General features: G+C 73.1%; 26 protein-coding genes and 1 tRNA gene. 20 read left to right on the top strand and 7 right to left on the bottom strand.

Going from position 1 to position 21,742, the window contains the following annotated elements; translation table 11 throughout:
• Nucleotides 1–29 precede the first annotated feature (29 nt).
• The 4 genes from IEZ20_RS10770 to IEZ20_RS10755 are packed head-to-tail and all read right to left on the bottom strand — an operon-like array spanning nucleotide 30 to nucleotide 4,360.
• The gene (locus IEZ20_RS10770) at nucleotides 30–794 is read right to left on the bottom strand and encodes an SDR family NAD(P)-dependent oxidoreductase (protein WP_189296868.1); all 765 of its coding nucleotides are present in this window, start codon (nucleotides 792–794) and stop codon (nucleotides 30–32) included.
• Nucleotides 791–1,267, bottom strand: a complete 477-nt coding sequence (locus IEZ20_RS10765) for a cupin domain-containing protein (protein WP_189296866.1) — start codon at nucleotides 1,265–1,267, stop codon at nucleotides 791–793. The genes IEZ20_RS10770 and IEZ20_RS10765 overlap by 4 nt, the downstream gene beginning before the upstream one ends.
• The gene (locus IEZ20_RS10760; RefSeq protein ID WP_189296865.1) at nucleotides 1,264–1,851 is read right to left on the bottom strand and encodes a GNAT family N-acetyltransferase; all 588 of its coding nucleotides are present in this window, start codon (nucleotides 1,849–1,851) and stop codon (nucleotides 1,264–1,266) included. Before IEZ20_RS10760 ends, IEZ20_RS10765 begins: the two co-directional genes overlap by 4 nt.
• The gene (locus IEZ20_RS10755) at nucleotides 1,844–4,360 is read right to left on the bottom strand and encodes a penicillin acylase family protein (protein WP_189296863.1); all 2,517 of its coding nucleotides are present in this window, start codon (nucleotides 4,358–4,360) and stop codon (nucleotides 1,844–1,846) included. The genes IEZ20_RS10760 and IEZ20_RS10755 overlap by 8 nt, the downstream gene beginning before the upstream one ends.
• 84 nt (nucleotides 4,361–4,444) lie before the next feature.
• Here IEZ20_RS10755 and IEZ20_RS10750 point away from each other — a divergent pair, with 84 nt between their 5' ends.
• The 5 genes from IEZ20_RS10750 to IEZ20_RS40340 all read left to right on the top strand — a co-directional run bounded on the left by IEZ20_RS10750 (nucleotide 4,445) and on the right by IEZ20_RS40340 (nucleotide 7,417).
• A complete protein-coding gene (locus IEZ20_RS10750) occupies nucleotides 4,445–5,167 on the top strand; it encodes a siderophore-interacting protein (protein WP_189296861.1) in 723 nt (240 codons plus the stop codon).
• 208 nt (nucleotides 5,168–5,375) lie between these two features.
• Entirely contained in the window at nucleotides 5,376–5,996 is a 621-nt protein-coding gene (locus IEZ20_RS10745; RefSeq protein WP_189296859.1) for an HhH-GPD-type base excision DNA repair protein, read from the top strand.
• A gap of 134 nt (nucleotides 5,997–6,130) precedes the next feature.
• Nucleotides 6,131–6,823 carry an HdeD family acid-resistance protein gene (locus tag IEZ20_RS10740; RefSeq protein ID WP_189296857.1) on the top strand — a complete coding sequence of 231 codons (693 nt, stop codon included), beginning with the start codon at nucleotides 6,131–6,133 and terminating at the stop codon, nucleotides 6,821–6,823.
• Between the two features lie 94 nt (nucleotides 6,824–6,917).
• Complete coding sequence (locus IEZ20_RS10735; protein ID WP_189296855.1) at nucleotides 6,918–7,238, top strand: hypothetical protein; 321 nt, start codon at nucleotides 6,918–6,920, stop codon at nucleotides 7,236–7,238.
• Between the two features lie 53 nt (nucleotides 7,239–7,291).
• Nucleotides 7,292–7,417 (top strand): hypothetical protein, encoded by a 126-nt coding sequence (locus IEZ20_RS40340; protein ID WP_256464691.1) that lies wholly within the window; start codon nucleotides 7,292–7,294, stop codon nucleotides 7,415–7,417.
• A gap of 19 nt (nucleotides 7,418–7,436) precedes the next feature.
• Here IEZ20_RS40340 and IEZ20_RS10730 read toward each other — a convergent pair whose 3' ends face one another.
• Nucleotides 7,437–9,083, bottom strand: a complete 1,647-nt coding sequence (locus IEZ20_RS10730) for a helicase HerA-like domain-containing protein (protein WP_189296853.1) — start codon at nucleotides 9,081–9,083, stop codon at nucleotides 7,437–7,439.
• A 113-nt stretch (nucleotides 9,084–9,196) separates the two neighbouring features.
• Between IEZ20_RS10730 and IEZ20_RS10725 the strand changes: the two genes are divergently transcribed.
• A complete protein-coding gene (locus IEZ20_RS10725) occupies nucleotides 9,197–9,493 on the top strand; it encodes a type II toxin-antitoxin system VapB family antitoxin (RefSeq protein ID WP_004943146.1) in 297 nt (98 codons plus the stop codon).
• 98 nt (nucleotides 9,494–9,591) lie between these two features.
• On the top strand, nucleotides 9,592–10,236 hold the full coding sequence (locus IEZ20_RS10720) for a LytR C-terminal domain-containing protein (protein WP_229896007.1): 645 nt from the start codon (nucleotides 9,592–9,594) through the stop codon (nucleotides 10,234–10,236).
• Nucleotides 10,237–10,406: 170 nt separating this feature from the next.
• Here IEZ20_RS10720 and upp read toward each other — a convergent pair whose 3' ends face one another.
• The gene (gene upp, locus IEZ20_RS10715) at nucleotides 10,407–11,042 is read right to left on the bottom strand and encodes a uracil phosphoribosyltransferase (protein WP_103817752.1); all 636 of its coding nucleotides are present in this window, start codon (nucleotides 11,040–11,042) and stop codon (nucleotides 10,407–10,409) included.
• A gap of 97 nt (nucleotides 11,043–11,139) precedes the next feature.
• Between upp and IEZ20_RS10710 the strand changes: the two genes are divergently transcribed.
• From IEZ20_RS10710 to IEZ20_RS10670, 9 genes are all read left to right on the top strand, one after another.
• On the top strand, nucleotides 11,140–11,385 hold the full coding sequence (locus IEZ20_RS10710; protein ID WP_189296851.1) for a hypothetical protein: 246 nt from the start codon (nucleotides 11,140–11,142) through the stop codon (nucleotides 11,383–11,385).
• Between the two features lie 314 nt (nucleotides 11,386–11,699).
• On the top strand, nucleotides 11,700–12,230 hold the full coding sequence (locus IEZ20_RS10705) for a tRNA adenosine deaminase-associated protein (RefSeq protein ID WP_189297061.1): 531 nt from the start codon (nucleotides 11,700–11,702) through the stop codon (nucleotides 12,228–12,230).
• Nucleotides 12,231–12,325: 95 nt separating this feature from the next.
• Entirely contained in the window at nucleotides 12,326–12,757 is a 432-nt protein-coding gene (gene tadA, locus IEZ20_RS10700; RefSeq protein WP_229896016.1) for a tRNA adenosine(34) deaminase TadA, read from the top strand.
• Between the two features lie 45 nt (nucleotides 12,758–12,802).
• A tRNA-Ser gene (locus tag IEZ20_RS10695) sits at nucleotides 12,803–12,887 on the top strand.
• A 156-nt stretch (nucleotides 12,888–13,043) separates the two neighbouring features.
• Nucleotides 13,044–13,223, top strand: coding sequence for a hypothetical protein (locus IEZ20_RS10690; protein ID WP_189296847.1), 180 nt, complete (start codon nucleotides 13,044–13,046; stop codon nucleotides 13,221–13,223).
• 10 nt (nucleotides 13,224–13,233) lie between these two features.
• Complete coding sequence (locus IEZ20_RS10685) at nucleotides 13,234–13,536, top strand: Dabb family protein (protein WP_189296845.1); 303 nt, start codon at nucleotides 13,234–13,236, stop codon at nucleotides 13,534–13,536.
• Nucleotides 13,537–13,749: 213 nt separating this feature from the next.
• Nucleotides 13,750–14,586 carry an RNA polymerase sigma factor SigF gene (locus IEZ20_RS10680; protein WP_229896015.1) on the top strand — a complete coding sequence of 279 codons (837 nt, stop codon included), beginning with the start codon at nucleotides 13,750–13,752 and terminating at the stop codon, nucleotides 14,584–14,586.
• Between the two features lie 337 nt (nucleotides 14,587–14,923).
• The gene (locus IEZ20_RS10675; RefSeq protein WP_189296841.1) at nucleotides 14,924–15,865 is read left to right on the top strand and encodes an RNA polymerase sigma factor SigF; all 942 of its coding nucleotides are present in this window, start codon (nucleotides 14,924–14,926) and stop codon (nucleotides 15,863–15,865) included.
• A 182-nt stretch (nucleotides 15,866–16,047) separates the two neighbouring features.
• Nucleotides 16,048–16,761: a hypothetical protein gene (locus IEZ20_RS10670; RefSeq protein ID WP_189296839.1), complete on the top strand. Its 714-nt coding sequence runs from the start codon at nucleotides 16,048–16,050 to the stop codon at nucleotides 16,759–16,761.
• A 3-nt stretch (nucleotides 16,762–16,764) separates the two neighbouring features.
• Here IEZ20_RS10670 and IEZ20_RS10665 read toward each other — a convergent pair whose 3' ends face one another.
• Nucleotides 16,765–16,959: a hypothetical protein gene (locus IEZ20_RS10665; RefSeq protein WP_189296837.1), complete on the bottom strand. Its 195-nt coding sequence runs from the start codon at nucleotides 16,957–16,959 to the stop codon at nucleotides 16,765–16,767.
• Between the two features lie 204 nt (nucleotides 16,960–17,163).
• On the opposite strand from IEZ20_RS10665, the gene IEZ20_RS10660 reads away from it, so the two are divergent.
• The 4 genes from IEZ20_RS10660 to IEZ20_RS10645 all read left to right on the top strand — a co-directional run bounded on the left by IEZ20_RS10660 (nucleotide 17,164) and on the right by IEZ20_RS10645 (nucleotide 21,675).
• Nucleotides 17,164–17,658, top strand: coding sequence for a MarR family winged helix-turn-helix transcriptional regulator (locus IEZ20_RS10660; protein WP_189296835.1), 495 nt, complete (start codon nucleotides 17,164–17,166; stop codon nucleotides 17,656–17,658).
• An 85-nt stretch (nucleotides 17,659–17,743) separates the two neighbouring features.
• Nucleotides 17,744–20,233, top strand: a complete 2,490-nt coding sequence (locus IEZ20_RS10655) for an MFS transporter (protein ID WP_506004954.1) — start codon at nucleotides 17,744–17,746, stop codon at nucleotides 20,231–20,233.
• Between the two features lie 100 nt (nucleotides 20,234–20,333).
• Nucleotides 20,334–21,155, top strand: coding sequence for a YceI family protein (locus IEZ20_RS10650; RefSeq protein WP_189296831.1), 822 nt, complete (start codon nucleotides 20,334–20,336; stop codon nucleotides 21,153–21,155).
• Between the two features lie 49 nt (nucleotides 21,156–21,204).
• Nucleotides 21,205–21,675, top strand: a complete 471-nt coding sequence (locus IEZ20_RS10645) for a PPOX class F420-dependent oxidoreductase (protein ID WP_189296829.1) — start codon at nucleotides 21,205–21,207, stop codon at nucleotides 21,673–21,675.
• The last annotated feature ends 67 nt before the right edge of the window (nucleotides 21,676–21,742 follow it).

Genomic DNA, 21,742 nt, shown 5'->3' with positions numbered 1-21,742 from the left:
TATGGATACGGCGGAGAACGCCGGTGTGCTCACCAGGTCGGACGGGCCGTCACTCCGCCGTCCACTACCAGGTCGTGGCCGCTGATCCAGGAGGCGAGCGGGGAGGCCAGGAAGACGCAGGCGTCGGCGACGTCCTCGGGGCGGCCCAGCCGGCCGGCGGGGGCGGCGGCGAGCCAGCGCCGTACGCCGTCCGGCCAGGCCTCCGCCAGGCCGGGCCGGTCGACGAGGCCGGGCGAGACCGTGTTGACGCGGATGCCGTCCGGGCCGTACTCCAGGGCCGCCGCGCGGGCGTGCATGACCACCGCGGCCTTGGCCGCGCTGTAGTGGGCGTGGCCCGGGGCCGGGTGGCCGGCCTCGATGGAGGCGATGTGGGTGATGGTGCCGCCGCCGTGGGCGCGCATGTGGGCGGCGGCCGCCTGGGTGCAGGCGAAAACGGTGGTGAGGTCGGTGTCGACGACCGTCCGCCAGTCCCCCGCCGTCATCTCCGCCAGCGGCTGGACGGGCTGGACGGCCGCGTTGTTGACGAGCGCGGTGAGGCGGCCGGCCGACCAGGCCGTCGTCTCCTCGATCAGGCGGTGGCAGGCGGCCTCGTCCCTCAGGTCCGCTCGGAGTACGACCGCCCTGCCGCCCGCCGCCCGGATCCGCTCGGCGACTTCGGTGGCCGCGGTGAGCGCCGTACGGCAGTGCACGGCCACCGCCGCGCCGTGCTCCGCGAACCGCAGGGCGATGGCGCGGCCGATGCCGCCGCCCGCGCCGGTCACCAGGGCGGTCTGCCCTTTCAGCAGGGGAGTCATGGGCGGCAGAGTTCCGTGATCAGGGCGGCCTCGGACGGGTAACGCGCCGTGAGGCCGGCCGCGTCGCCGTGTTCGTAGTCCGCGTAGGTGAATCCGGGGGCCATGGTGCAGCCGAAGAACGTCCACGCGCCGCCCCGGGCCACCCGCGCCCCCATCCAGGTGCGGGCCGGCACGGTCAGCTGGGGCTGCTGTCCGGCGCGCAGGTCGGGGCCGAGGACGGGGGTGCGGGTCGTGCCGTCGGGGGCGAGGAGCAGCAGGCGGAGCGGGTCGCCGAGGTAGAAGTGCCAGGTCTCGGCGGAGGGCAGGCGGTGCAGGGCGGAGAAGTCGCCGGCGGTGAGCAGCGCCACGATGGCGGTGCCCTCGGGGCGGCCGTCGGGCCGCTCGGGCCCGGCCCAGGTACGCCGGAACAGGCCGCCCTCGCGGGGGATGGGTTCGAGGCCGTAATGGGCGATCAGCTCGTCGGGCGTCGTCACCCGGGGAAGGCTACCGCCCGCTCCAGGAAGGCCAGTTGGGCGTGCTTCTCCGGGAGGTACACATCGGGCAGGTCGACCTCGGGGAGGACGACGGCGGGGCCGCGCCGGAAGCCCTGGCGTTCGAAGCGGGCGATCGCCTTGGCGTTGCGGACGTCCGGGTCGATGACGATCCGCCGGCGGTCCAGGACCAGCAGGGCGTACGCCGTGACCGCCTTCAGCAGCGCGGAGGTCCAGCCGGGGTGCGCGCCGCCGGGGCCGGCGGGGGCGAGGAGGAGGTGCACGCCGAGGTCGCCGGGGCGGACGTCGTAGCACGCGCCGACCCGGTCGGCGGCGGGCTCGTACGTCTGGAACAGGGCGGCCGGTTCGCCGTCCTTGGTGACGAGGTGGGCGTGGTGGGTGTCGAGGGTGGCCATGTGGGCGTAGACCTCGGTGACCTGGGCCCTGGTGAGGCCGTTCATGCCCCAGAAGGAGGCGCGTTCGTCGCTCACCCAGGCGTGGACCAGGTCGGCGTCGCCCTCCGGGTCGAGGGCGCGGATACGGACGGTGCCGTAGCCGTCGACGTGCTGGACGTGCAGGTCAGTCATCGGATTCCTCGGATTCCCGGGTGGGGTCGGCGGGTTCGGTGGTGACCGGGCCGGGGTGCTCGGGGGTGAGCCGGTCCCAGTCGGTGATCACCGGGGCCAGTTCTCCCCTGAGCCACAGGGAGAGCTGGTCGCGGTGGTGGGCGGCGCCGGGTACGCCGTCGGCGCCGAAGGGGACCACCCAGCGGCTGTTCCGGCGGTCGGCGAGGTCCCAGACGTAGCGGGCGGCCGGGCCGCGGGCGGCGCGGTCGGTGAGGCCGGGGACGGCCGACGCGCACAGCACGCAGTCGTGGTCACCGGCGAGGCCGGGTCCGTCCGTGTCCGGGTCCGCGGGACCCGCCGGGACCGGCGGGTCCGTGGGATCCGCCAGGCTCCCGGGGCCCGCGGGGAGCGCCCTCCAGGGGGCCAGGCGGTGGGTGGCCGACCAGGGGCCGGCCGGGGGTGCGGCGGCCGTCTCCTCCAGGGCGGCGCGGACGGCTGCCGCGCGGTCGATGCCGTACAGGTCCTCGGCGCGCAGCAGGTGTTCGAGGGCGTAGCCGACACGCGGTACGAGGGCCAGCCAGGGGAGCAGGAGGTCCGGGTAGGCCGGGGGTTCGGCGAGCGGGGCGAGGACGGGGTGCGCGGCGAGGTGGCGTACGACCGCCCCGCGCACCGCCGCGTACGCCGCCGCGTCGGTGCTGTCGGCCTCCATGCGGCGGTCCCAGGCCAGCAGGCGGTCCCGGAGGGCCGCGGCGGCGGGGGTGAGGCCGGTCAGGGCGGCCAGGTGGTCCAGGAGGGGTGCGGCGGAGCCGAGGTGGGTGTCGGTGTGGATCGCGGGCATGCCGTCGGCGGTCCAGGTGCGGCGCGCGTCGAGCAGGGCGCGGATGCGGGCGGCGCGGTGGGGCGGGGCGAACTCGACGCCGAGGGGGGTGGCCAGGCCGCGGGCGTTGGCCATCACCGCGATGCCGTCGTCGTGGGCCGGGCGGGCGTACGGCGTCTCGTGTGCGCCGTGCCACTCGTGGCCGGGTTCCCAGGCGGGGACCGGGGCGAGGCGGTTGGCCTCGGCGCGGACGGGGACGTGGCCGGCGACCCGGTGCAGGGTGCCTCCGGCGGTGTCGGCGGCCTGTACGACGTTGACCGGCTCGGTCCAGGCGTCCAGGGCGCGGTCGATGTCGGCGACGGTGCGGGAGCGGAGGAGGGGGAGGAGGGCGCTGAAGCCGAGGTCTTCCGTGACGCGGGGCGGGTAGCGGAGGGCGAGCGCCTCGGCCCCGTCTCGGGCCGGATCTGCCCGCCGGTGTCCGGGTGCCCCGGCGTACGGCCCGCGCAAGCCGCGTGCGGCGATCGCGTCCGCGGTCTCGTCCGGGGTCGTGCGCGAGGTCTCGCCCGGGGGGTCGCCCGGCGTCCTGCCGGAGGTCCCGCCCAAGGTCTCGACCGGCGTCCTGCCGGAGGTCCCGCCCAAGGTCTCGACCGGCGTCCTGCCGGAGATCCTGCCCAAGGTCTCGACCGGGGTCCTGCCCAAGGTCCCGCCCGGGGTCCCGCCCAAGGTCCCGCCCGGGGTCCCGCCCGGGGTCTGCGGCCGGTCGGGTGGGCCGACGGTGGTGGCTTCGAGGCCCTCCGGGCCGCCGGCTATCACCGGGCCGCGGAGCGTTTCCAGGACCTCGATCTCGATGGGGGGCTCGCCCGCGATCTCCACGGTCTCCGTGTGGCGGGCGGCCCGGTGCCAGGTGCCGTCGGGGCCGAGGGCCTCGATGCCGGCGCCGGTGCGGCGCAGGCGCTCACGGTAGAGGTCCTGGTAGTCGGCCATGGCGTTGGTGATGGCCCAGGCCGCCGTGCCGGTGTGGCCGAAGTGGGCGATGCCGGGGACGCCGGGCACGGCCAGGCCGACGACGTCGAACTCGGGGCAGGAGAGGTGGATCTGCTGGTAGACACCGGGGTCTTCGATGAAGCGGTGCGGGTCGCCGGCGATGAGGGCGTGGCCGGTGGCGGTGCGGTCGCCGGTCAGCAGCCAGCCGTTGCTGCCCGCCGTACCGGGCCCGTCGGTGGCGAACAGGCCGACGGCCCCGGGACCGAGGTGCCGTATCGCCTGCTCGCGCCAGAGCTTGGCCGGGAAGCCGGCGAACAGGATGTGCGTGGCGAGCCAGACGCCGAGCGGTGTCCAGGGCTGCCAGCGTCCGGGGGCCAGCCCGGTGCGGGCGAACTCGGGTGCGCGGCGGGCACCCGCCGGCAGGCCCTCGTTGACCCCGTCGACGTACGCCCGCACCCAGTCGGCCGTCTCCGGATCCCGGTTCTCCAGCGCGGCGAAGCAGCGGCGGGCGGTGTCGTCGAGCCGTGCGCGGCGGGCGAAGACGTCCCAGGAGAGGGCGTCGGCGCCGAGGAAGGAGGCGGAGGTGCCCTGGGCGCGGTGGCGCTCGACCTCCAGCTGCCAGGCCCGGTCGTGGGCGGTGACCCGGCCCTGGGCGCGGGCGAGTTCGCGGGCGCCGGACGCCCTCAGATGGGGGATGCCCCAGGCGTCGCGGTACGTCTCGATGGTCACCCGGGAATCTCCTGCGCTCTGAGCTTTAGGTTAGCCTTGCCTAAGTTTTCTGTGGCGGAATCGTACGCGAACGGTGGAGGGGTCATGGGGCAGGGGCGGGGTTGGGAAGGAGCGGTCCTCAGACTGCTGCGCGCCAAGGACTTCGTGCTCACGGTGCTCGAAGCCGAGGACGTGACCCCGCACTACCGGCGGCTCCGGGTCCGTGACGGCGGACTGCTCGCCGCGACCGGCGTCCACCCCACCATGTGGGTCCGGCTGTGGTTCTCCGCCGACGGCCGCCCGCACCAGCGCGCCTACACCCTGGTCGACCCCGATCCGGCCGCCGGCACCTTCGCGCTGGAGTTCGCCCTGCACGAGGGCGTGGCTTCCGGCTGGGCGCGGGCGGCGCGGCCCGGCGACACCGTCGAGGCCACCGTCCAGGGCACCGGCTTCCGGCATCCCGCCCCCGCACCCTCCCACCTCGTCGCGATCGGCGACCCGGCCTCGCTGCCCGCGATCAACTCCCTGCTCGACGCGCTGGGTCCGGCCCCGGCGACCGTCTGGTTCGAGGGCGATCCGGCGGGGCTGCCCAGCCGCGCCGAACCGGACCGGCACGAGATCCGGGCGGTACCGCGCGAGGACGCGGGCGCCCGCCTCCTGGAACGGGTCCGCACGGAACTGCCCGCCGTCCTCGCCGGCACCCCGCACCCGTACGTCTGGATCGCCTGCGACACGGCGACCACCCGCGCCCTCGCCTCCTACGTCCGCACGGACCTGGGCGTGCCGAAGCAGCGGGTGCACGCGCTGGGGTACTGGCGCGCGGACTGAACGAGCGCCTCGGACGGGCTGAGCGCCCCGCCTCGGCGGGCTGAGCGGGGCGTCTCCGGCGGACTGAGCGGGGCACCTCCGGCAGGCCGAGCGGGGCACCTCCGGCAGGCCGAGCGGGAGCGGGGCGGGCAGACGCGGGCGCGGACCGAGCAAACCGCCCCCGGTGGCTGAGCGGGCGGAGCCGTCTCGTGCGCGGGATCATCGACGCATGGACGTCACCCTGCACCTCGCCCAGGACGCCGAGGCCGACGCGCTGCTCGGACGCTCCCCGCTCGCCGCGCTGACCGGGATGCTGCTGGACCAGCAGATCCCGATGGAGTGGGCGTTCAAGGGGCCCCGGACCATCGCCGACCGGCTCGGCGCCGCGGACCTGGACGCGCACGACATCGCGGCGATGGACCCGGAGGCGTTCGCCGCGCTGCTCTCCGAGAAGCCCGCGGTGCACCGCTACCCCGGCTCGATGGCGAAGCGGATCCAGCAGCTGTGCCAGTACCTCGCCGAGCACTACGACGGTGACGCGGAGGCGGTCTGGCGGGGCGTGGGCAGCGGGGCCGAGCTGCTGCGGCGGCTGGAGGAGCTGCCGGGATTCGGCAAGCAGAAGGCGCAGATCTTCCTGGCCCTGCTCGGCAAGCAGCTCGGGGTCGCCCCCGCCGGCTGGCGGGAGGCCGCCGGCGCCTACGGCGAACCCGGCTCCTTCCGGTCCGTCGCCGACATCACCGGCCCGGAGTCCCTGGCCAAGGTGCGCGCCCACAAGCAGGAGCTGAAGGCGGCGGCCAAGGCGGCCAAGTCGGCGAAATCCGCGACCCAGGCGAAGTCCGCGACCCCGTGACCTCCGCGGCCTCCGCGAAGTCCACCGAGTCCGCGAAGCCCGCGAAGAAGTGAAGTAGGGACGCCGGCGCGCTGCCCTCACCCCTTCGGGCCACCCCGCTGGTCGCCGCTCTCCAGCCGGTCCGACCATGGGGCATGACCGACATACCCGGCAGCGGTCCGGAGCGGGACCGCGCGTACGACGACCGGCGCGTCCACGCGGCGGAGACCGCCCACGGCCACCCCACGGCGGAACCCCGTGCCCGGCACGAGCCGGAGCCGCCGTTCGAGGGCCCCCTGCACGCCCTGTCCCGGGCCGCCTGGCAGGTCGTCCTCGTCACCGGCATCGGCTCGCTGGTGCTCGGCGTCCTGGTGCTGGTGTGGCCGGGCCCCTCCCTGCTCGCCGCGGGAGTGCTGTTCGGCGTCTACCTGCTGTACAGCGGGATCCTCCAGCTGGTCTCCGCGTTCGGCACGCACCGGGCGACCTCGCTGCGCGTACTGGCCTTCATCAGCGGCGCGCTGTCGATCCTGCTCGGCCTGTTCTGCTTCCGCGGGCCCATGCAGTCGATCCTGCTGCTCGCCCTGTGGATCGGCATCGGCTGGTTGTTCCGCGGGATCACGCAGACCCTGGCCGCCCTGCACGACTCCCGGATGCCCGCCCGGGGCTGGCAGATCTTCCTCGGGATCCTGACCTTCGTCGCCGGGATCGTCCTCATCGACTCGCCGTTCGAGTCGGTCAAGGTGCTGACGCTCGTCGGCGGCATCTGGCTGGTCGCGGTGGGCATCGTGGAGATCGTCACGGCGTTCGGCATCCGCGGCCGGACCCGCCGGGTGCCGAAGACCCTGTGAGGGCCGTCAACCCCGCGCCCCGCAGGTACGCCGAGCGGGCGGTTCTCGCGCCCGGTGTGCTGCCCCGGCCGTCCGCTCCGGGCAGACAGCAGCCATGAGCAGGATCAGGAGCACACCCCGGAGCCGTACCTGGCTCCGCGTGCTCGTGCTGGTCCTCGCCCTGTGGGTGCCCGGTGCCCACGTACCGGCCCCGGCCGTCACCGACCTCGTCGTGGCCGCCGAGACCGCCGAGCAGGACCTCCTCGACACGGCACTGCGGCCGCCCGCCCGTGTCCTCCACCGGGCCGACGTACCCGAGCGCCGCGCGCCCCTGCCCGGCCCGGCGCCCGCCCGCCCGGCGGCCCGCCCGAGCCCCGCCGCCGCGCGGGTGCCGGACACCACGCCCCTGCTGCGCACGGTGGTGCTGCGCTGCTGACCGGCCCGCGTCCCCGCAAGGTCAGTCGGCTCGACGCAAGGAGCAGCACAGCCATGCCCAAGGATCCCTACGCCGTCCTGCGCGCCCTGCTGCGCGCGGAGGCCCGGCGCGGTACGGCCCCCAGGCCGGAGCAGCGGACACCGGAACCCCAGCGGTCGACGGAGGAACGGGACCGCTGACCGGCACCGGCGGAGGCGGCTACCGCCTCCGCCGGGCGGTGCCGAACAGCGAACGGGTGATCTCGCGGCCGAGCTGGGTGCCGACCGAACGGGCCAGGGACCTGAACATCGGGCTGTGCACGACCTGTTCGACCAGCGACGGCTCCTCTTCGGCAGCCCGCGGCGCCCGCTGGGTCCGCGGCGCCCGCCGGGCGGCCGGCTCCGGCTCCCGGGCCGGCTCCGCGCGTGCCGCGCTCAGCCGCTCGTACGCCGACTCTCGGTCCACAGCCTGTGCATAACGGTCGTGGAGCGCGGAGTCGCGCACCGCCCGGTCCAGTTCGGCCGCGTCCACCGGGCCCATCAGGGACTCGGGGGCGCGCAGCCGGGTGGCGGCGACCGGGGTCGGGGCGCCGCTCTCGCCGAGCACGGTCACCACGGCCTCCCCGGTGCCCAGACCGGTGAGCAGTTCCTCCAGGTCGTACGCCGACCTGGGGAAGGTCTGCACGGTCGCCCGCAGGGCCTTGTCGTCGTCGGGGGTGAAGGCGCGCAGGGCGTGCTGGACGCGGTTGCCGAGCTGGGCGAGGACGTCACCGGGCACGTCCTTCGGGGTCTGGGTGACGAAGAAGACGCCGACGCCCTTGGACCGGATGAGCCGGACGGTCTGCGTGATCGAGTCCAGGAACGCCCGGGAGGCGCCGTGGAACAGCAAGTGGGCCTCGTCGAAGAAGAAGACCAGTTTCGGCTTGTCGACGTCGCCGATCTCGGGCAGGTCGTGGAAGAGGTCGGCGAGCAGCCACATCAGGAACGTCGAGAAGAGCAGGGGTTTGTCCTGCACCGCCGGGAGTTCCAGGACCGAGACGACGCCCCGGCCGTCCTCCGCCGTGCGCAGCAGGTCCGCGGTGTCGAACTCCGGCTCGCCGAAGAAGTCCGCCATGCCCTGCGCCTCGAAGGCCGTCAGCGAGCGCAGGATCACCCCGGCCGTCGCACCGGAGAGACCGCCGATGTCCCGGAGTTCGGCCCTGCCCTCGTCGGAGGCGAGGAAGGCGACGACCGCGCGCAGGTCCTTGAGGTCGATCAGCTCCAGGCCCTTGGTGTCGGCGTAGTGGAAGATCAGGCCGAGGGACTGCTCCTGCGTCTGGTTCAGCCGGAGCGCCTTGGCCAGCAGCACCGGGCCGAAGCTGGTGACGGTGGCCCGGACCGGGACGCCGTGGCCGAGGCCGCCGAGGGCGAGGAACTCCGCCGGGAAGCCGGCCGGGGTCCAGGCCCGGCCGACCTCCGCGGACCGCTTGCGCACCCGGTCGTTCCGCTGTCCCGGCCGTGCGATGCCGGACAGGTCGCCCTTGATGTCCGCGAGGAACACCGGTACGCCCTGCGCCGACAGCTGCTCGGCGATCAGCTGGAGGGTCTTGGTCTTGCCGGTGCCGGTGGCGCCCGCGACCAGGCCGTGCCGGCTGAGCACGGACAGCGGGACGCGGACCGGCGCGCCGGCGTGGCACTGCCCGTCCCACAGGAGGGCGCCGAGGTCGAGCGCGGGCCCGGTGAAGACGTACCCGGAGGCGATCTTCCGCGCCTCGGCGGGCAGTCCGGAAGCGTCCTGGGGCCCTGCTGAGGTGTCCTGGGGCGCGTCCCGGGGCGCCGCGGAAGCACCCCGGGGCCCGGCGGGCGGCACGGTCTCGCTGTCGCTCATCCCCGGCCCCCGTTCCCGTAGTAACCCGTATGTCCGAATTGCTCCATCTTTTCAAGCGTCGCACTGCCCCGCCATGGCTGCGCCCGGAACGTCTTGACCGGTAGGCTTTCCGTGTGATCTTCAAGCGCATCGGAAACGGCCGGCCGTACCCCGACCACGGCCGGGAGAGCACCCGGCAGTGGGCGGACGTCGCGCCGCGCCCGGTCCGCCTCGATCAGCTCGTGACCACCAAGCAGCAGCTCGATCTGGAGACCCTGCTGGCGGAGGACTCGACGTTCTACGGCGACCTCTTCGCGCACGTCGTGAAGTGGCAGGGCGACCTGTACCTGGAGGACGGCCTGCACCGCGCGGTCCGCGCCGCCCTCCAGCAGCGCCAGGTGCTGCACGCGCGCGTGCTCGAACTCGACTGACCCGGCGCGACACGGCCGTTGGCCCTTTCGGGTTCCGCTGAGCGGCATCGACTGATCATCTGATAGGCATCGCCGCTCGGGCGCACTACGCTGCGCCCATGAGCATGCTCACTCCCCCTGGCATGGGCGGCCAGTACCGGATCACGGGGGACAAATACCCGCGGATGCGTCCGCCCCGGCGACACAGCAGGCTCGTGGCCGCCGTGGTGGCGTCCGTCGCCGTGCTCGGTCTGATCGGCTGGGGCACCCTGCAGCTCATCGACGTCTTCACCGGCGGCGCCGGCGACTCCACGGCGACCGGCCCGGCGGCCCGCTGCCGCACCAAGGCCGCGGCGGCCGCGGCGACCCGCGCCGAGCCCCTCCCCGAGCCCGGCCGGATCACCGTCAACGTCTACAACGCCACCAAGCGCACCGGCCTCGCCAAGAGCACCGCGGACGAACTGCGCAAGCGCGGCTTCCGGATCGGCGACGTGGGCAACGCGTCGAAGCAGTACGACAAGAAGGTCAAGGGCACCGGGATGCTCCTCGGCTCCCCCGCGGCCCAGGACACGGCCCTCCGCGTCCTCGCCACCCAGCTCACCGGCGCGGGCCTGCGCGCCGACACCCGCAAGGGCACCGACGTGGACCTCGTCATCGGCGACGCCTTCAAGGGCCTGGCCGACCGGGCGACGGCCGACCGGGCCCTGACGACCCTGAGGGACCCGAAGCCGCAGCCGACGGCCACGACGAAGAAGAGCTGCTGAGGAGCGCGCCGCAAGGGGCGCGGGGCTGCGTTCGACGTGCGGCTCCGCCACCTGGGCGCGCCCCACCACGAAGCACCCGCACGCGCACCCGTGCACGCACCCGCAGCCGTGCATGCACCCGCACCCGTGCACGCGCACGGCGCCCAGGTGCCCTCCCCGGGCGCGGAAGGCTACTCGGCGGCGCCGTAGAGCCGGTCCCCCGCGTCCCCCAGCCCCGGCACGATGTACCCCAGCTCGTTGAGGTGGTCGTCCACCGCCGCCGTGACCACGGTGACCGGCGTCCCCGCCAGCTCCCGCTCCATGACCTCGACGCCCTCGGGCGCGGCCAGCAGCACCACGGCCGTCACGTCGTCCGCACCGCGCTTGATCAGCTCCTGGATGGCCGCGACCAGCGTGCCGCCCGTGGCCAGCATCGGGTCGAGGACGTACACCTGGCGGCCCGAGAGGTCCTCCGGCATGCGCGAGGCGTACGTGGACGCCTGCAGCGTCTCCTCGTTGCGGATCATGCCCAGGAAGCCCACCTCGGCGGTCGGCAGCAGCCGGACCATGCCGTCCAGCATGCCGAGACCGGCCCGCAGGATCGGCACCACCAGCGGACGCGGACGGGCCAGCTTGACGCCCGTGGTGCGCGCGACCGGCGTCTGGATGTCGACGGCCTCGGTCCGCACGTCCCGTGTCGCCTCGTAGGCGAGCAGGGTGACCAGCTCGTCGGCGAGCCGCCGGAAGGTCGCGGAGTCGGTGCGCTGGTCGCGCAGCGTGGTGAGCTTGTGAGCGACCAGGGGGTGGTCGACGACATGGAGACGCATGCCCCTAACGGTACCTGCGCCGGACCCCGCTCTCGTGCTGGCGTCAAACCGGCCATCCGGGGGAAAGTGGGAGGGGACGTGAGTGGGGTGGTGCGACGTGTCCGACCTGCCAGACCCGCCCGCGGACGCCTCCGGGGCCACCGGTGACAGGGCCGGCCCCGCCGCGCGGTCCGCGCGGCCCGACCCCGACAAGCCCGAGACCGAGACGGAACGCCGGCGACGCCGCGCCCAGTTCCTGCGCGATCTCGCCGAGGCCCGGGAGCTGCGCGCCCGGGTCCAGCCCCGGCGCGCCAAGGCCGCCCGGCTGCGCCACGCGATGCGCATGCGGACGTTCCGCTGGTAGCTCCGGCCCGCCCGGCGGGCCGCCGCCGCGCCGCGGAAGTTCCCCGACGGCACCGGTGTCGGCGAGGTGGGGCGTGCGTGAGCCTGAGGGAAAGCCGCGTACGATCCGCAGGTGGCGGCAATGAGCGCGCTGGTGAGCCGATCTCGGATCCACGATCGAAACAGCCAGACACAGGGAGCCGAAGACGTCCCCTGGACGCCTTGTTTCTGCCACGATTCCGAGTGGGTGGGGCTCGGAGCCCAGCTCTCTCCGCCCATGTACCTCCGCCGGGGGGACCCCCAACCGGCACGCCTATGACCAGTGGGAGAGTCACGGTGTACTTCGCCGCACTGCTCGCGCGCACCGAAGACGGGTGGGAAGCGAGCGACACGGAGCTCGACGATGTGGAGACCCTGTCGGATCTGGCCGACCTGGCCCGGGAAGCCTCTCCCGACGAGGACACGGTGCTCGTCCTGATCGAGCAGGAGGACGCCTGGTTCGGCGTCGTCCGCGTGGACGGCGAGGACGACCCTCGCATCTACGTCTCGGACGCCGCCGCCGCCCAGCGCAGCGCCTACGGGGAGCTGCTGCTCACCGACGAACTGCTCGGCCGGGAGCCCGGCTCGGACGAAGGTCCGGACCTGGACGCCCTGGACCTCGACGGCACCGAGGACGGGGAGTCCGAGGACGACGAGGAGGAGGGCGCCGACGCCGACGCGGTGCCGCACAGCCCGGTGGGCGACAGCCAGATCCTGGACGACCTGGGCATCAGCGAGAAGGAGCTGCGCGCCCTGGACGCCGAGGACGCGCTGAACACGATCGCCGAGGCCCTGGGCGCCTCGGAGGTGCTGGAGACCGTCCGCTGACCACGCCACAGGACCCGCTGCTCCCGGAACGGCTCCCGGAGCAGCTGCCGCAGCAGGGCGCGCCGGACCCGGTGAGGGACCCCTGGCGGGCCGCGATGCGGCTCGCCCTCACGGAGGCCGAGCTGGCCGTCCGGGGCGGGGACGTCCCCGTCGGCGCCGTCGTGCTGTCCCCGGACGGTACGACGGTGCTCGGTGCCGGGCACAACGAGCGCGAGGCCACCGGCGATCCCACGGCCCACGCGGAGGTCCTCGCGATCCGGCGGGCGGCGGCCCGGCTCGGGGAGTGGCGGCTGACCGGCTGCACGCTGGTCGTGACCCTGGAGCCCTGCACGATGTGCGCGGGCGCCCTCGTCCAGTCCCGGGTGGACCGGGTGGTCTACGGCGCCCGGGACGAGAAGGCGGGCGCGACCGGCTCCCTGTGGGACGTGGTGCGCGACCGGCGGCTCAACCACCGCCCGGAGGTCATCGAGGGCGTGCTCGCGACGGACTGCGCCCGCCTCCTCACGGAGTTCTTCCGGAACCGGTGAATACCGATTTCAAACCTCGGGCCACCGTGCTGTAAGGTCTCCCTCGGTAGCGTGTCCGAGCGGCCGAAGGAGCTCGCCTCGAAAGCGAGTGTGGCGCAAGTCACCGAGGGTTCAAATCCCTCCGCTACCGCTTGCAGAAAGGCCCCGCCGACCGGCGGGGCCTTTCGCGTGTTCCGGACACAACACCCCGGCCGCGGCGGGCTGTCGGCCCCGCGAGGAGGTCCGGAGGTTACACTCGCGGCCGGCAGCAGGGGGCCCTCGGGGCAATGGCACAGGGGAGGCCGCGGTGGCGGTGAACGCCAAGAAGATCGCCGTGTACGTGCTCGTGGTCTTCGCGCTGTACGTGATCATCACGGACCCGGCCAAGGCGGCCGACTACGTCCAGATAGGCTTCGAGGGCATATCGGACGCGGCCAAGGCCGTCGGCGACTTCATGACCTGGGTCGCCAACGGAGGAAAGAGCTGAGGTACACCCCATGATCCGCCACCTGGTCCTCTTCAAGCTCAACGAGGGTGTCGAGCGCGACGATCCCCGGGTCGTGGCGGGCGTGGAGGCCTTCCGGGCGCTCGGCGGCCGGATCGAGGAGCTGCGCTTCTGGGAGTGCGCCTGGAACATCAGCGACCGGCCGATCGCCTACGACTTCGCGATCAACTCGGCAGTCGAGGACGCCGACGCCCTCCAGCGCTACCTGGAGCACCCGGCCCACCAGGCGGGCGTCGCGCTCTGGCGCGAGTTCTCCACCTGGGTGATCGCCGACTACGAGACCGACGGCCGGTAGCCCCGCACCCCCGCGAACACAGCAGCCCCCCGCCCTCCGGCGGGGGGCTCTGTCGTTCCGGCGGGGCGTCGGCTGGTCGCTTTTTCGCCACTGCTACCCCAAATCATCGGAGTTTGAACACAACACGGGGTTATTGGGTGCTTGCACACAGTGCACATGTCTTGTGATGCTATGACCGCTTTTGACGGATGATTGACCGATGAAGAGGTGGCGTTGACCGTGTCGGCCAGTACTGCGCCGCCCCAGGAAGAGGCGCCCACTCCGACCCCGCCGGCCCCCGAGAAGCGCCGCGGCGCCGACACCCGGGCCCTGACCCAGGTGCTCTTCGCCGAGCTGAAGGAACTCACCCCCGGCACGCCGGAGCACAACCGGGTGCGGGGAGCGCTGATCGAGGCGAACCTCCCGCTCGTGCGCTACGCCGCCGCCCGCTTCCGCTCCCGCAACGAGCCGATGGAGGACGTCGTCCAGGTCGGCACCATCGGCCTGATCAACGCCATCGACCGCTTCGACCCGGACCGGGGCGTGCAGTTCCCGACCTTCGCGATGCCCACCGTGGTCGGCGAGATCAAGCGGTACTTCCGGGACAACGTCCGCACCGTCCACGTCCCGCGCCGGCTGCACGAGCTGTGGGTGCAGGTCAACAGCGCGACCGAGGACCTGACCACGCTCTACGGCCGCTCCCCGTCCACCGCCGAGATCGCCGACCGGCTCCGGATCAGCGAGGACGAGGTGCTCAGCTGCATCGAGGCGGGACGGTCGTACCACGCCACCTCGCTGGAGGCCGCCCAGGAGGGCGACGGGCTGCCCGGCCTGCTGGACCGGATCGGCTACGAGGACCCGGCACTGGACGGCGTGGAACACCGCGACCTGGTCCGCCATCTCCTCGTCCAGCTCCCCGAGAGAGAACAGCGAATCCTTCTTCTGCGCTACTACAGCAATCTCACCCAGTCACAGATCAGCGCGGAACTCGGCGTCTCCCAGATGCATGTCTCACGGCTGCTCGCCCGTAGCTTCCAACGGCTGCGTTCCGCAAATCGGATCGACGCATAGCGGCAGCAGACACCCTGTCTCCTGATGCATAGCGGGCGCACGGAAGCACGGCCCGAACGCCACTGCATCGCAAACCCGATCGAGCGGTAACCGGCGCGAGCGATTCGCTCACCAGGGCGGTTGCCGACAGTTGGCCCCCGAAAGACCGTCAGACCCTTTGTTTCCAGGGGCGATTCGGATCTCACATGTCGACATGTCGGTACAGCGCGTTGCCGACATGTGACATTCTGCGGGAAGCGCGTTTGCCGTGGCTCCGGCTCCGGTATTCAGGTGAGGGCTGCGTTGCTCGGAAAGAGACGGCGCCGCCGCGACCGTCCCGCGACCCAAAGGGGGTGGCATGTCCGCAGACCAGGGCAGCTCGAAGGTGCTGACGCCCACGCTGAGCGAGGCAGCGCCCAAGGAGCTCGACGCTCTCGACGTCCTCGACGGCTTCGAGGGTGTCACGGCCCTCGAAGCCGTGCCGTCCCCGGCCGCCGACACGGCCGCCGAAGCTGTCCCGGCCGCTCAGGCCACGGCGAACCTCGACACCCGGACCCTGTCCCGCTCACTGTTCCTGCGCCTGGCCGCGCTGGACCAGGACAGCCCCGAGCGGGCCTACGTCCGGGACACCCTGATCGAGCTGAACCTGCCGCTGGTCCGCTACGCGGCGGCGCGGTTCCGCTCGCGCAACGAACCGATGGAGGACATCGTCCAGGTCGGCACCATCGGCCTGATCAAGGCGATCGACCGGTTCGACTGCGAACGGGGCGTGGAGTTCCCGACCTTCGCGATGCCCACCGTGGTCGGCGAGATCAAGCGGTTCTTCCGCGACACCTCGTGGTCCGTGCGGGTCCCGCGCCGGCTCCAGGAGCTGCGCCTGGCCCTCACCAAGGCCAGCGACGAGCTGTCGCAGAAGCTGGACCGCTCCCCCACGGTGACGGAGCTGGCCGCCGTGCTCGGCGTCTCCGAGGAGGACGTGGTCGACGGCCTCGCGGTCGGCAACGCCTACACCGCCTCCTCCCTCGACTCGCCGGCCCCCGAGGACGACGGCGGCGAGGGCTCGCTCGCCGACCGGCTCGGCTACGAGGACGCGGCCCTGGAGGGCGTGGAGTACCGCGAGTCCCTCAAGCCGCTGCTGGCCAAACTCCCGCCCCGGGAACGGCGGATCATCATGCTGCGCTTCTTCGCCAACATGACCCAGTCACAGATCGGCGAGGAGGTCGGCATCTCCCAGATGCACGTCTCCCGGCTGCTGACCCGGACGCTGGCGCAGTTGCGGGACGGGCTGATCTCCGACTAGGCGCTCCGCCGAGGGGCGACGCCTTCGGGAGCACCGCGTCACGCCGTCCGGCGGCCGCGGGTCCGTCGTGGCCGGTCGCACCCGCTCGGCGCAGCGGCACACCGACACGGCCCCGCGCCCCTTCGGGGGCACGGGGCCGCACCGGGGTTCTCATCTGACGCAGCGTCAGTCACCATGAGCGGATGCTGCGTACCGGGATGCTCACAGCGGTGTCGGCGGCCGTCGTCTGTCTGGGCGGGGTGCTGGTCGCGTGCGGGGGCGGCGGTCCGGGCGGTGGTTACACCGCGGTCGGCGCGGGCCAGGGCGGTCCGAGGGCCGTGGCGCCGTCCGGGTCGGTGACCCTGGTGCCACTCGACCGGCGGCCGCGCGGGGCCGGCCCCGCGACACCGGCCCACCCCGGCACCCCCCGTTCGGCCGGGCCGGCATCACCGCCGCCCTCGGCATCGGAAACGGCGTCGGCACCGGCTCCGGCGCCGACCGGGGAGACGACCTGGGGCACCCCGCGACCCCGTGGCGGCCCGGGCGGTCGTACGACACCGCCCGCCGCCTCACCGAGCCCCGCGCCGAGCCGTACGACGCCCGCGCCGGCGCCCGCCGACCTCTCCTGGGGCGACCCGGCGACCGAGGACACCGGCGAGCGCTGGTGCCAGAAGGTGACCGTCGGCTTCCGCAACGCGGGCGGTACGGCGGTGCGGTCGGGGTCGGTGACGTTCGGGACGCACATCATCGGCGCGCTCGGCGTCGACTGGGGGACGGTCGAGTCGACCGTGGAACTGCCGGTGCCCCTGGCGCCGGGGGCACGCCGGAGCCCCGCGTGGACGGTGTGCGTCGATGCCTGGAGGGTGCCGCTCGGCATGCACATCGAGACGCGGGACGTCTCCGTCGAGTGGGCCTGAGCCCTACTTCACCGCCAGCCAGGCGACGCCGGCGACCACCGCGAGCGCCACGATGACGCCGATGATCAGACCGACCCGGGGGCCGGAGGAGGCCGCCTGCTGCTGCCGCCCCTGGGGGGCCTCGTCGACGAACGCGCGGAACATCTGGGTGCTGCCTGCGGGGTCGTAATTGCCCTGGGGGCCCTGGGTGTTAGCCATGCCCCGAGACCCTAGCGAATCCCGCCGGGCGACCCAAGTGCGGGGCCACCGGGACAGACGGGGGCACGACACCCGCACTCACCTGCATATTTACGATCGCAATACTTGCCTTTGCCAAGTTTTTGCGCCACCCCCACCCGATTTGTTTGCCTGCAGCAACCAAGCAGGCTTATGGTTGCCCTAAGCAACGATACGGGAGGTGTGATGGCCGAGCGGACGCAGTTCGAAGAGCTGGCGCGTCAGCTCAGTGCCGTCGGAGCCGTGAAACGGGACATGGGGCGGATCCTGCCACCCGACTGCCCGGCCGGATCCGCCGCCGTGCTGACCCTGCTCGGCCGCCACGGCGACATGCGCATGAGCAAGCTCGCGGAGCTGCTCGCCGTGGACATGTCGGTCACCAGCCGGCATGTCGCGCACGTCGCCGCACGCGGCTGGATCGAGCGGCACCCGGACCCCGCGGACAAGCGCTCGCGCATCCTGCGCCTGACGCCCGCGGGCCTGGACCGGCTCGACGAGCTGTCCCGGCGGACCACGCATCTGCTCGCCGAGCGGCTCGCGGACTGGACCGACGAGGACGTCGGCGAGCTGATCCGGCTGATGACACGCCTGCGCGCGTCCTTCGGCGACTGCCGCTCGGCCCCGCTCCGGCTCCCCGCACCCGTATCCGAAGAGACCACCCGTACACCCGCAAGCACGTAAGAGAAGGAAGCCCATGGCAACGACCACACCAGCCGGTGTGCGGGCTCACGCCAAGCACGGGGGAGGCTCCCACGGCGACGCCCCGATGACGCACCGGCAGATCATGGAGGCCCTGTCCGGGCTGCTGCTCGGCATGTTCGTGGCGATCCTGTCGTCCACGATCGTCTCCAACGCCCTCCCGGAGATCATCGGCGACCTCGGTGGCGGCCAGTCCGCCTACACCTGGGTGGTCACCGCGGCCCTGCTGTCGATGACCGCGGCCACTCCCCTGTGGGGCAAGCTCGCCGACCTGTACAGCAAGAAGGCGCTCGTCCAGATAGCCCTGGTCATCTACGTGGTCGCCTCGATGGCGGCCGGCCTGTCGCAGAACCCGGGCATGCTCATCACCTTCCGGGTCTTCCAGGGCATCGGCGTCGGCGGTCTGTCCGCCCTGGCGCAGATCGTCATGGCCGCGATGATCTCCCCGCGTGAGCGCGGCCGGTACTCCGGCTACCTGGGTGCCACCTTCGCCGTCGCCACCGTCGGCGGCCCGCTGCTCGGCGGTGTCATCACCGACACCTCCTGGCTGGGCTGGCGCTGGTGCTTCTACGTCGGTGTCCCCTTCGCGGTCATCGCCCTGATCGTGCTGCAGAAGACCCTGCACCTGCCCGTGGTCAAGCGGGAGGTCAAGGTCGACTGGGCCGGCGCGCTCTTCATCTCCGCCGCCGTCTCCCTGCTGCTGATCTGGGTCACCTTCGCCGGTGACAAGTACGACTGGGTGTCCTGGCAGACCTACGCGATGGTCGGCGGTTCGATCGTCCTCGGCGCGCTCTTCGTGCTCATCGAGTCCAAGGCGAGCGAGCCGATCATCCCGCTGCGCCTGTTCAGGAACCGCACCATCACCCTGGCCTCGCTGGCCTCGCTGTTCGTCGGTGTCGCGATGTTCACCGGCACCGTGTTCTTCAGCCAGTACTTCCAGCTGGCCCGCGACAAGTCGCCGACCATGTCCGGCGTCATGACCATCCCGATGATCGGTGGTCTGTTCGTCTCCTCGACCGTCTCCGGTCAGCTCATCACCCGCACCGGCCGCTGGAAGGCGTGGCTGGTCAGCGGTGGCGTCCTGGTCACGGCCGGCCTGGCCCTGCTGGGCGGCATCCGGTACGACACCGACTACTGGAAGATGGCCATCTTCATGGCCCTGCTGGGTCTCGGCATCGGCATGATGATGCAGAACCTGGTGCTCGCCACGCAGAACCAGGTGGCGCCCTCCGACCTCGGCTCGGCCAGCTCCACGGTCACCTTCTTCCGCTCCCTCGGCGGTGCGGTCGGCGTCTCCGCGCTGGGTGCCGTGATGTCCCGCCGGATCACCCACTACGTCGAGGACGGCGTCTCCGCGCTGAGCCCGAAGTACCAGGCCGCGCTGGCGCACAGCTCGGGCTCGACCGACAGCATCCCGGACATGGACAAGCTCCCGGCGCCCATCCGGACGCTGATGGAGAGCTCCTACGGCCACGGCATCGCCGACGTCTTCCTGATCGCGGCCTGCCTCGCCGGCGTCGCCTTCCTGATCACGCTGTTCATCAAGGAGGTCCCGCTGAAGACCAAGGGCGCGCTCGCCCAGGCCGCCGAGGGCGAGGCCCCCGTGACCGACCCGGCCGCCGCGCCGGCCGTCGCCGAGGCCCAGGCCCCGGCCGCCGCCGAGACGGCCGGCGAGGCTCCGGCCCCGCAGCAGGTGCCCGCCTGGGCCGCCCCCGTCCTCGGCGAGGACGGCACCTCGGCCACCGCGGCCACGCAGCTCGGCGCCGTCGCCACGGTCGCCGAGCCCGGCACCACCGGCGGCACCCCGGTGCACGGCTACGTCCGCGGCGCCGAGAGCGCCCCGGTCCCGCAGGCCGCGGTCACGCTGATCTCGCTGTCCGGCCGCCAGCTGGGCCGCTCGGTCGCCCAGGCCGACGGCTCCTACCACCTCGATGCCCCCGGCACCGGGTCGTACGTCCTGATCGCCTCCGCCGACGGCTACCAGCCGCAGGCCTCCACCATCGTGGTGGGCGGGGAACCGCTGTCGTACGACATCCTGCTCAGCGGCACCAGCGGGCTGACCGGTGTGGTCCGGGCCGCCGGGAGCGCGCTGCCGGTCAAGGACGCGATGGTGATCGTCACCGACGTGCGCGGTGACCTGCTGGCCACCGCCGCCACCGGCGAGCAGGGCGACTTCGCCCTCACCGACCTGGTGCCGGGCACGGTGACCGTCGCGGTCAACGCGAGCGGCTTCCGGCCGCGCGCCCTGCCGGTCGAGGTCGGCACCACCGGCGTCACCCGCGTCGAGGTCGACCTGGACGCCGGCGCCCGGCTCCAGGGCGTCGTCCGGGCCCCGCACGGCCCGCTGGCCGACGCCCGCGTGACCCTCGTCGACCAGGCGGGCAACGTGGTCGGCACCGCCACCACCGGTGCGGACGGGGCGTACGCCTTCACCGACCTGGACGGCGGCGAGTACACCGTCATCGCGACCGGTTACCCGCCGGTGGCCACCGCGCTGACCGTGTCCGGTCCCGGCGTCGACGGCCACGACATCGAACTCGCCCACCCCGGCGAGTAGCCCGCACCCCGGCCCGTGGCGGCGCGCCCTGAGCGGAGGGCGCCCGCCACGGGCCGGTCTCATACGACCAATTTGTAAGACTTTGCAGGGAGAAAACGGGATGGGACTGACCGCGAAGATCCGTACGCGGGACGGGTGGGCCGTGTCGCACGCGGTCGTCACGGTGACCGACATGACCGGGACGCAGGTGCTGCGGGCCGAGGCGGACGCCGAGGGGGCCGTACGGGACGTCACCGAGCTGGCACCGGGCGCGTACACCGTGATCGTGACCGCCGTGGGCTACGCACCGGCCGCGTCCAGCGCGATCGTCACCGCGAGCGGCCGGGCCGAGGTCGGCACGGTGACACTGGCCCGGCAGGGCGGCACCGAACTGCCGCCGCCCGGGCCCTGGACCATCGACCCGGTGCACTCCTCCGTCGCCGCGGTCGCCCAGCACCTGGGGATCTCCAGCGTGCACGGCCGGTTCACGGAGTTCGGCGGCACGATCGAGATCGCTCCCGACGACGTCACCAAGTCCCGGGTCGAGGCGGTGATCAGGGCCGCGTCCATCGACACGGGCAACGGCATGCGCGACGCGCACCTGAAGTCCGGGGACTTCCTCGACGTGGAGCGGCATCCGGAGATCACGTACCGCTCCACCGGTGTGACGGCGGCCGGCTCGGACCGCTGGACGGTCCACGGCGAGCTGTCCATGCACGGGGTCGTACGACCGGTCGACCTCGACCTGGCCTACCTCGGCACCGGCGCCGACCCCTGGGGCGGCACGCGCGCCGCGTTCCGGGCCACCGCCGAACTGCACCGCGAGGACTTCGCGATGAACTACAACCAGGTCCTCCAGGCGGGCATCGCGGCCATCGGCACCACGCTGAAGGTCGAGCTGGACATCCAGGCGGTCCAGGGGGACTCACTCCCCCAGGCGTAGGCACGGCAGGGTCACCCGCAGGGGCCGCCGCTGCCCCTAGGGTGCTGCCATGGCACCGAACATCGCTACCAACACCCGTGTGTCGCTGGACGAGCTGCTGGACTTCGTACGACCCCGCCACCGCGCCCTGCTGATCACCCGCCGGGCCGACGGCTCCCCGCAGGCGTCGCCGCTGACCTGCGGGGTGGACGACTCCGGCCGGATCGTCGTCTCCACCTACCCGGAGCGGGCCAAGACCCGCAACGCCAAGCGGGACCCCCGGGTCAGCCTGGTCGTCCTGAGCGACGACTGGAACGGTCCCTGGGTCCAGATCGACGGCACGGCCGAGGTCGTCGACACCCCCGACTCCGTGGAACCCCTGGTCGAGTACTACCGCAACATCGCCGGCGAACACCCCGACTGGGACGAGTACCGTCAGGCGATGGTGAAGCAGGGCAAGTCCATCATCCGGGTGACACCCGAACGGTGGGGCCCGGTGGCCACCGGCGGCTTCCCGTCCCGGCTGGCCACCGGCGACTGACGACGCCTCGCACCCGGCCGGCTGACGACCCCGCGCACCGGGCCGGCCGACGGCGCCCGGTGCGGCC

The organism is Streptomyces cinerochromogenes, assembly GCF_014648635.1.
GTDB lineage: Bacteria > Actinomycetota > Actinomycetes > Streptomycetales > Streptomycetaceae > Streptomyces > Streptomyces cinerochromogenes.
This window is presented reverse-complemented; position numbering and strand designations above follow the sequence as displayed.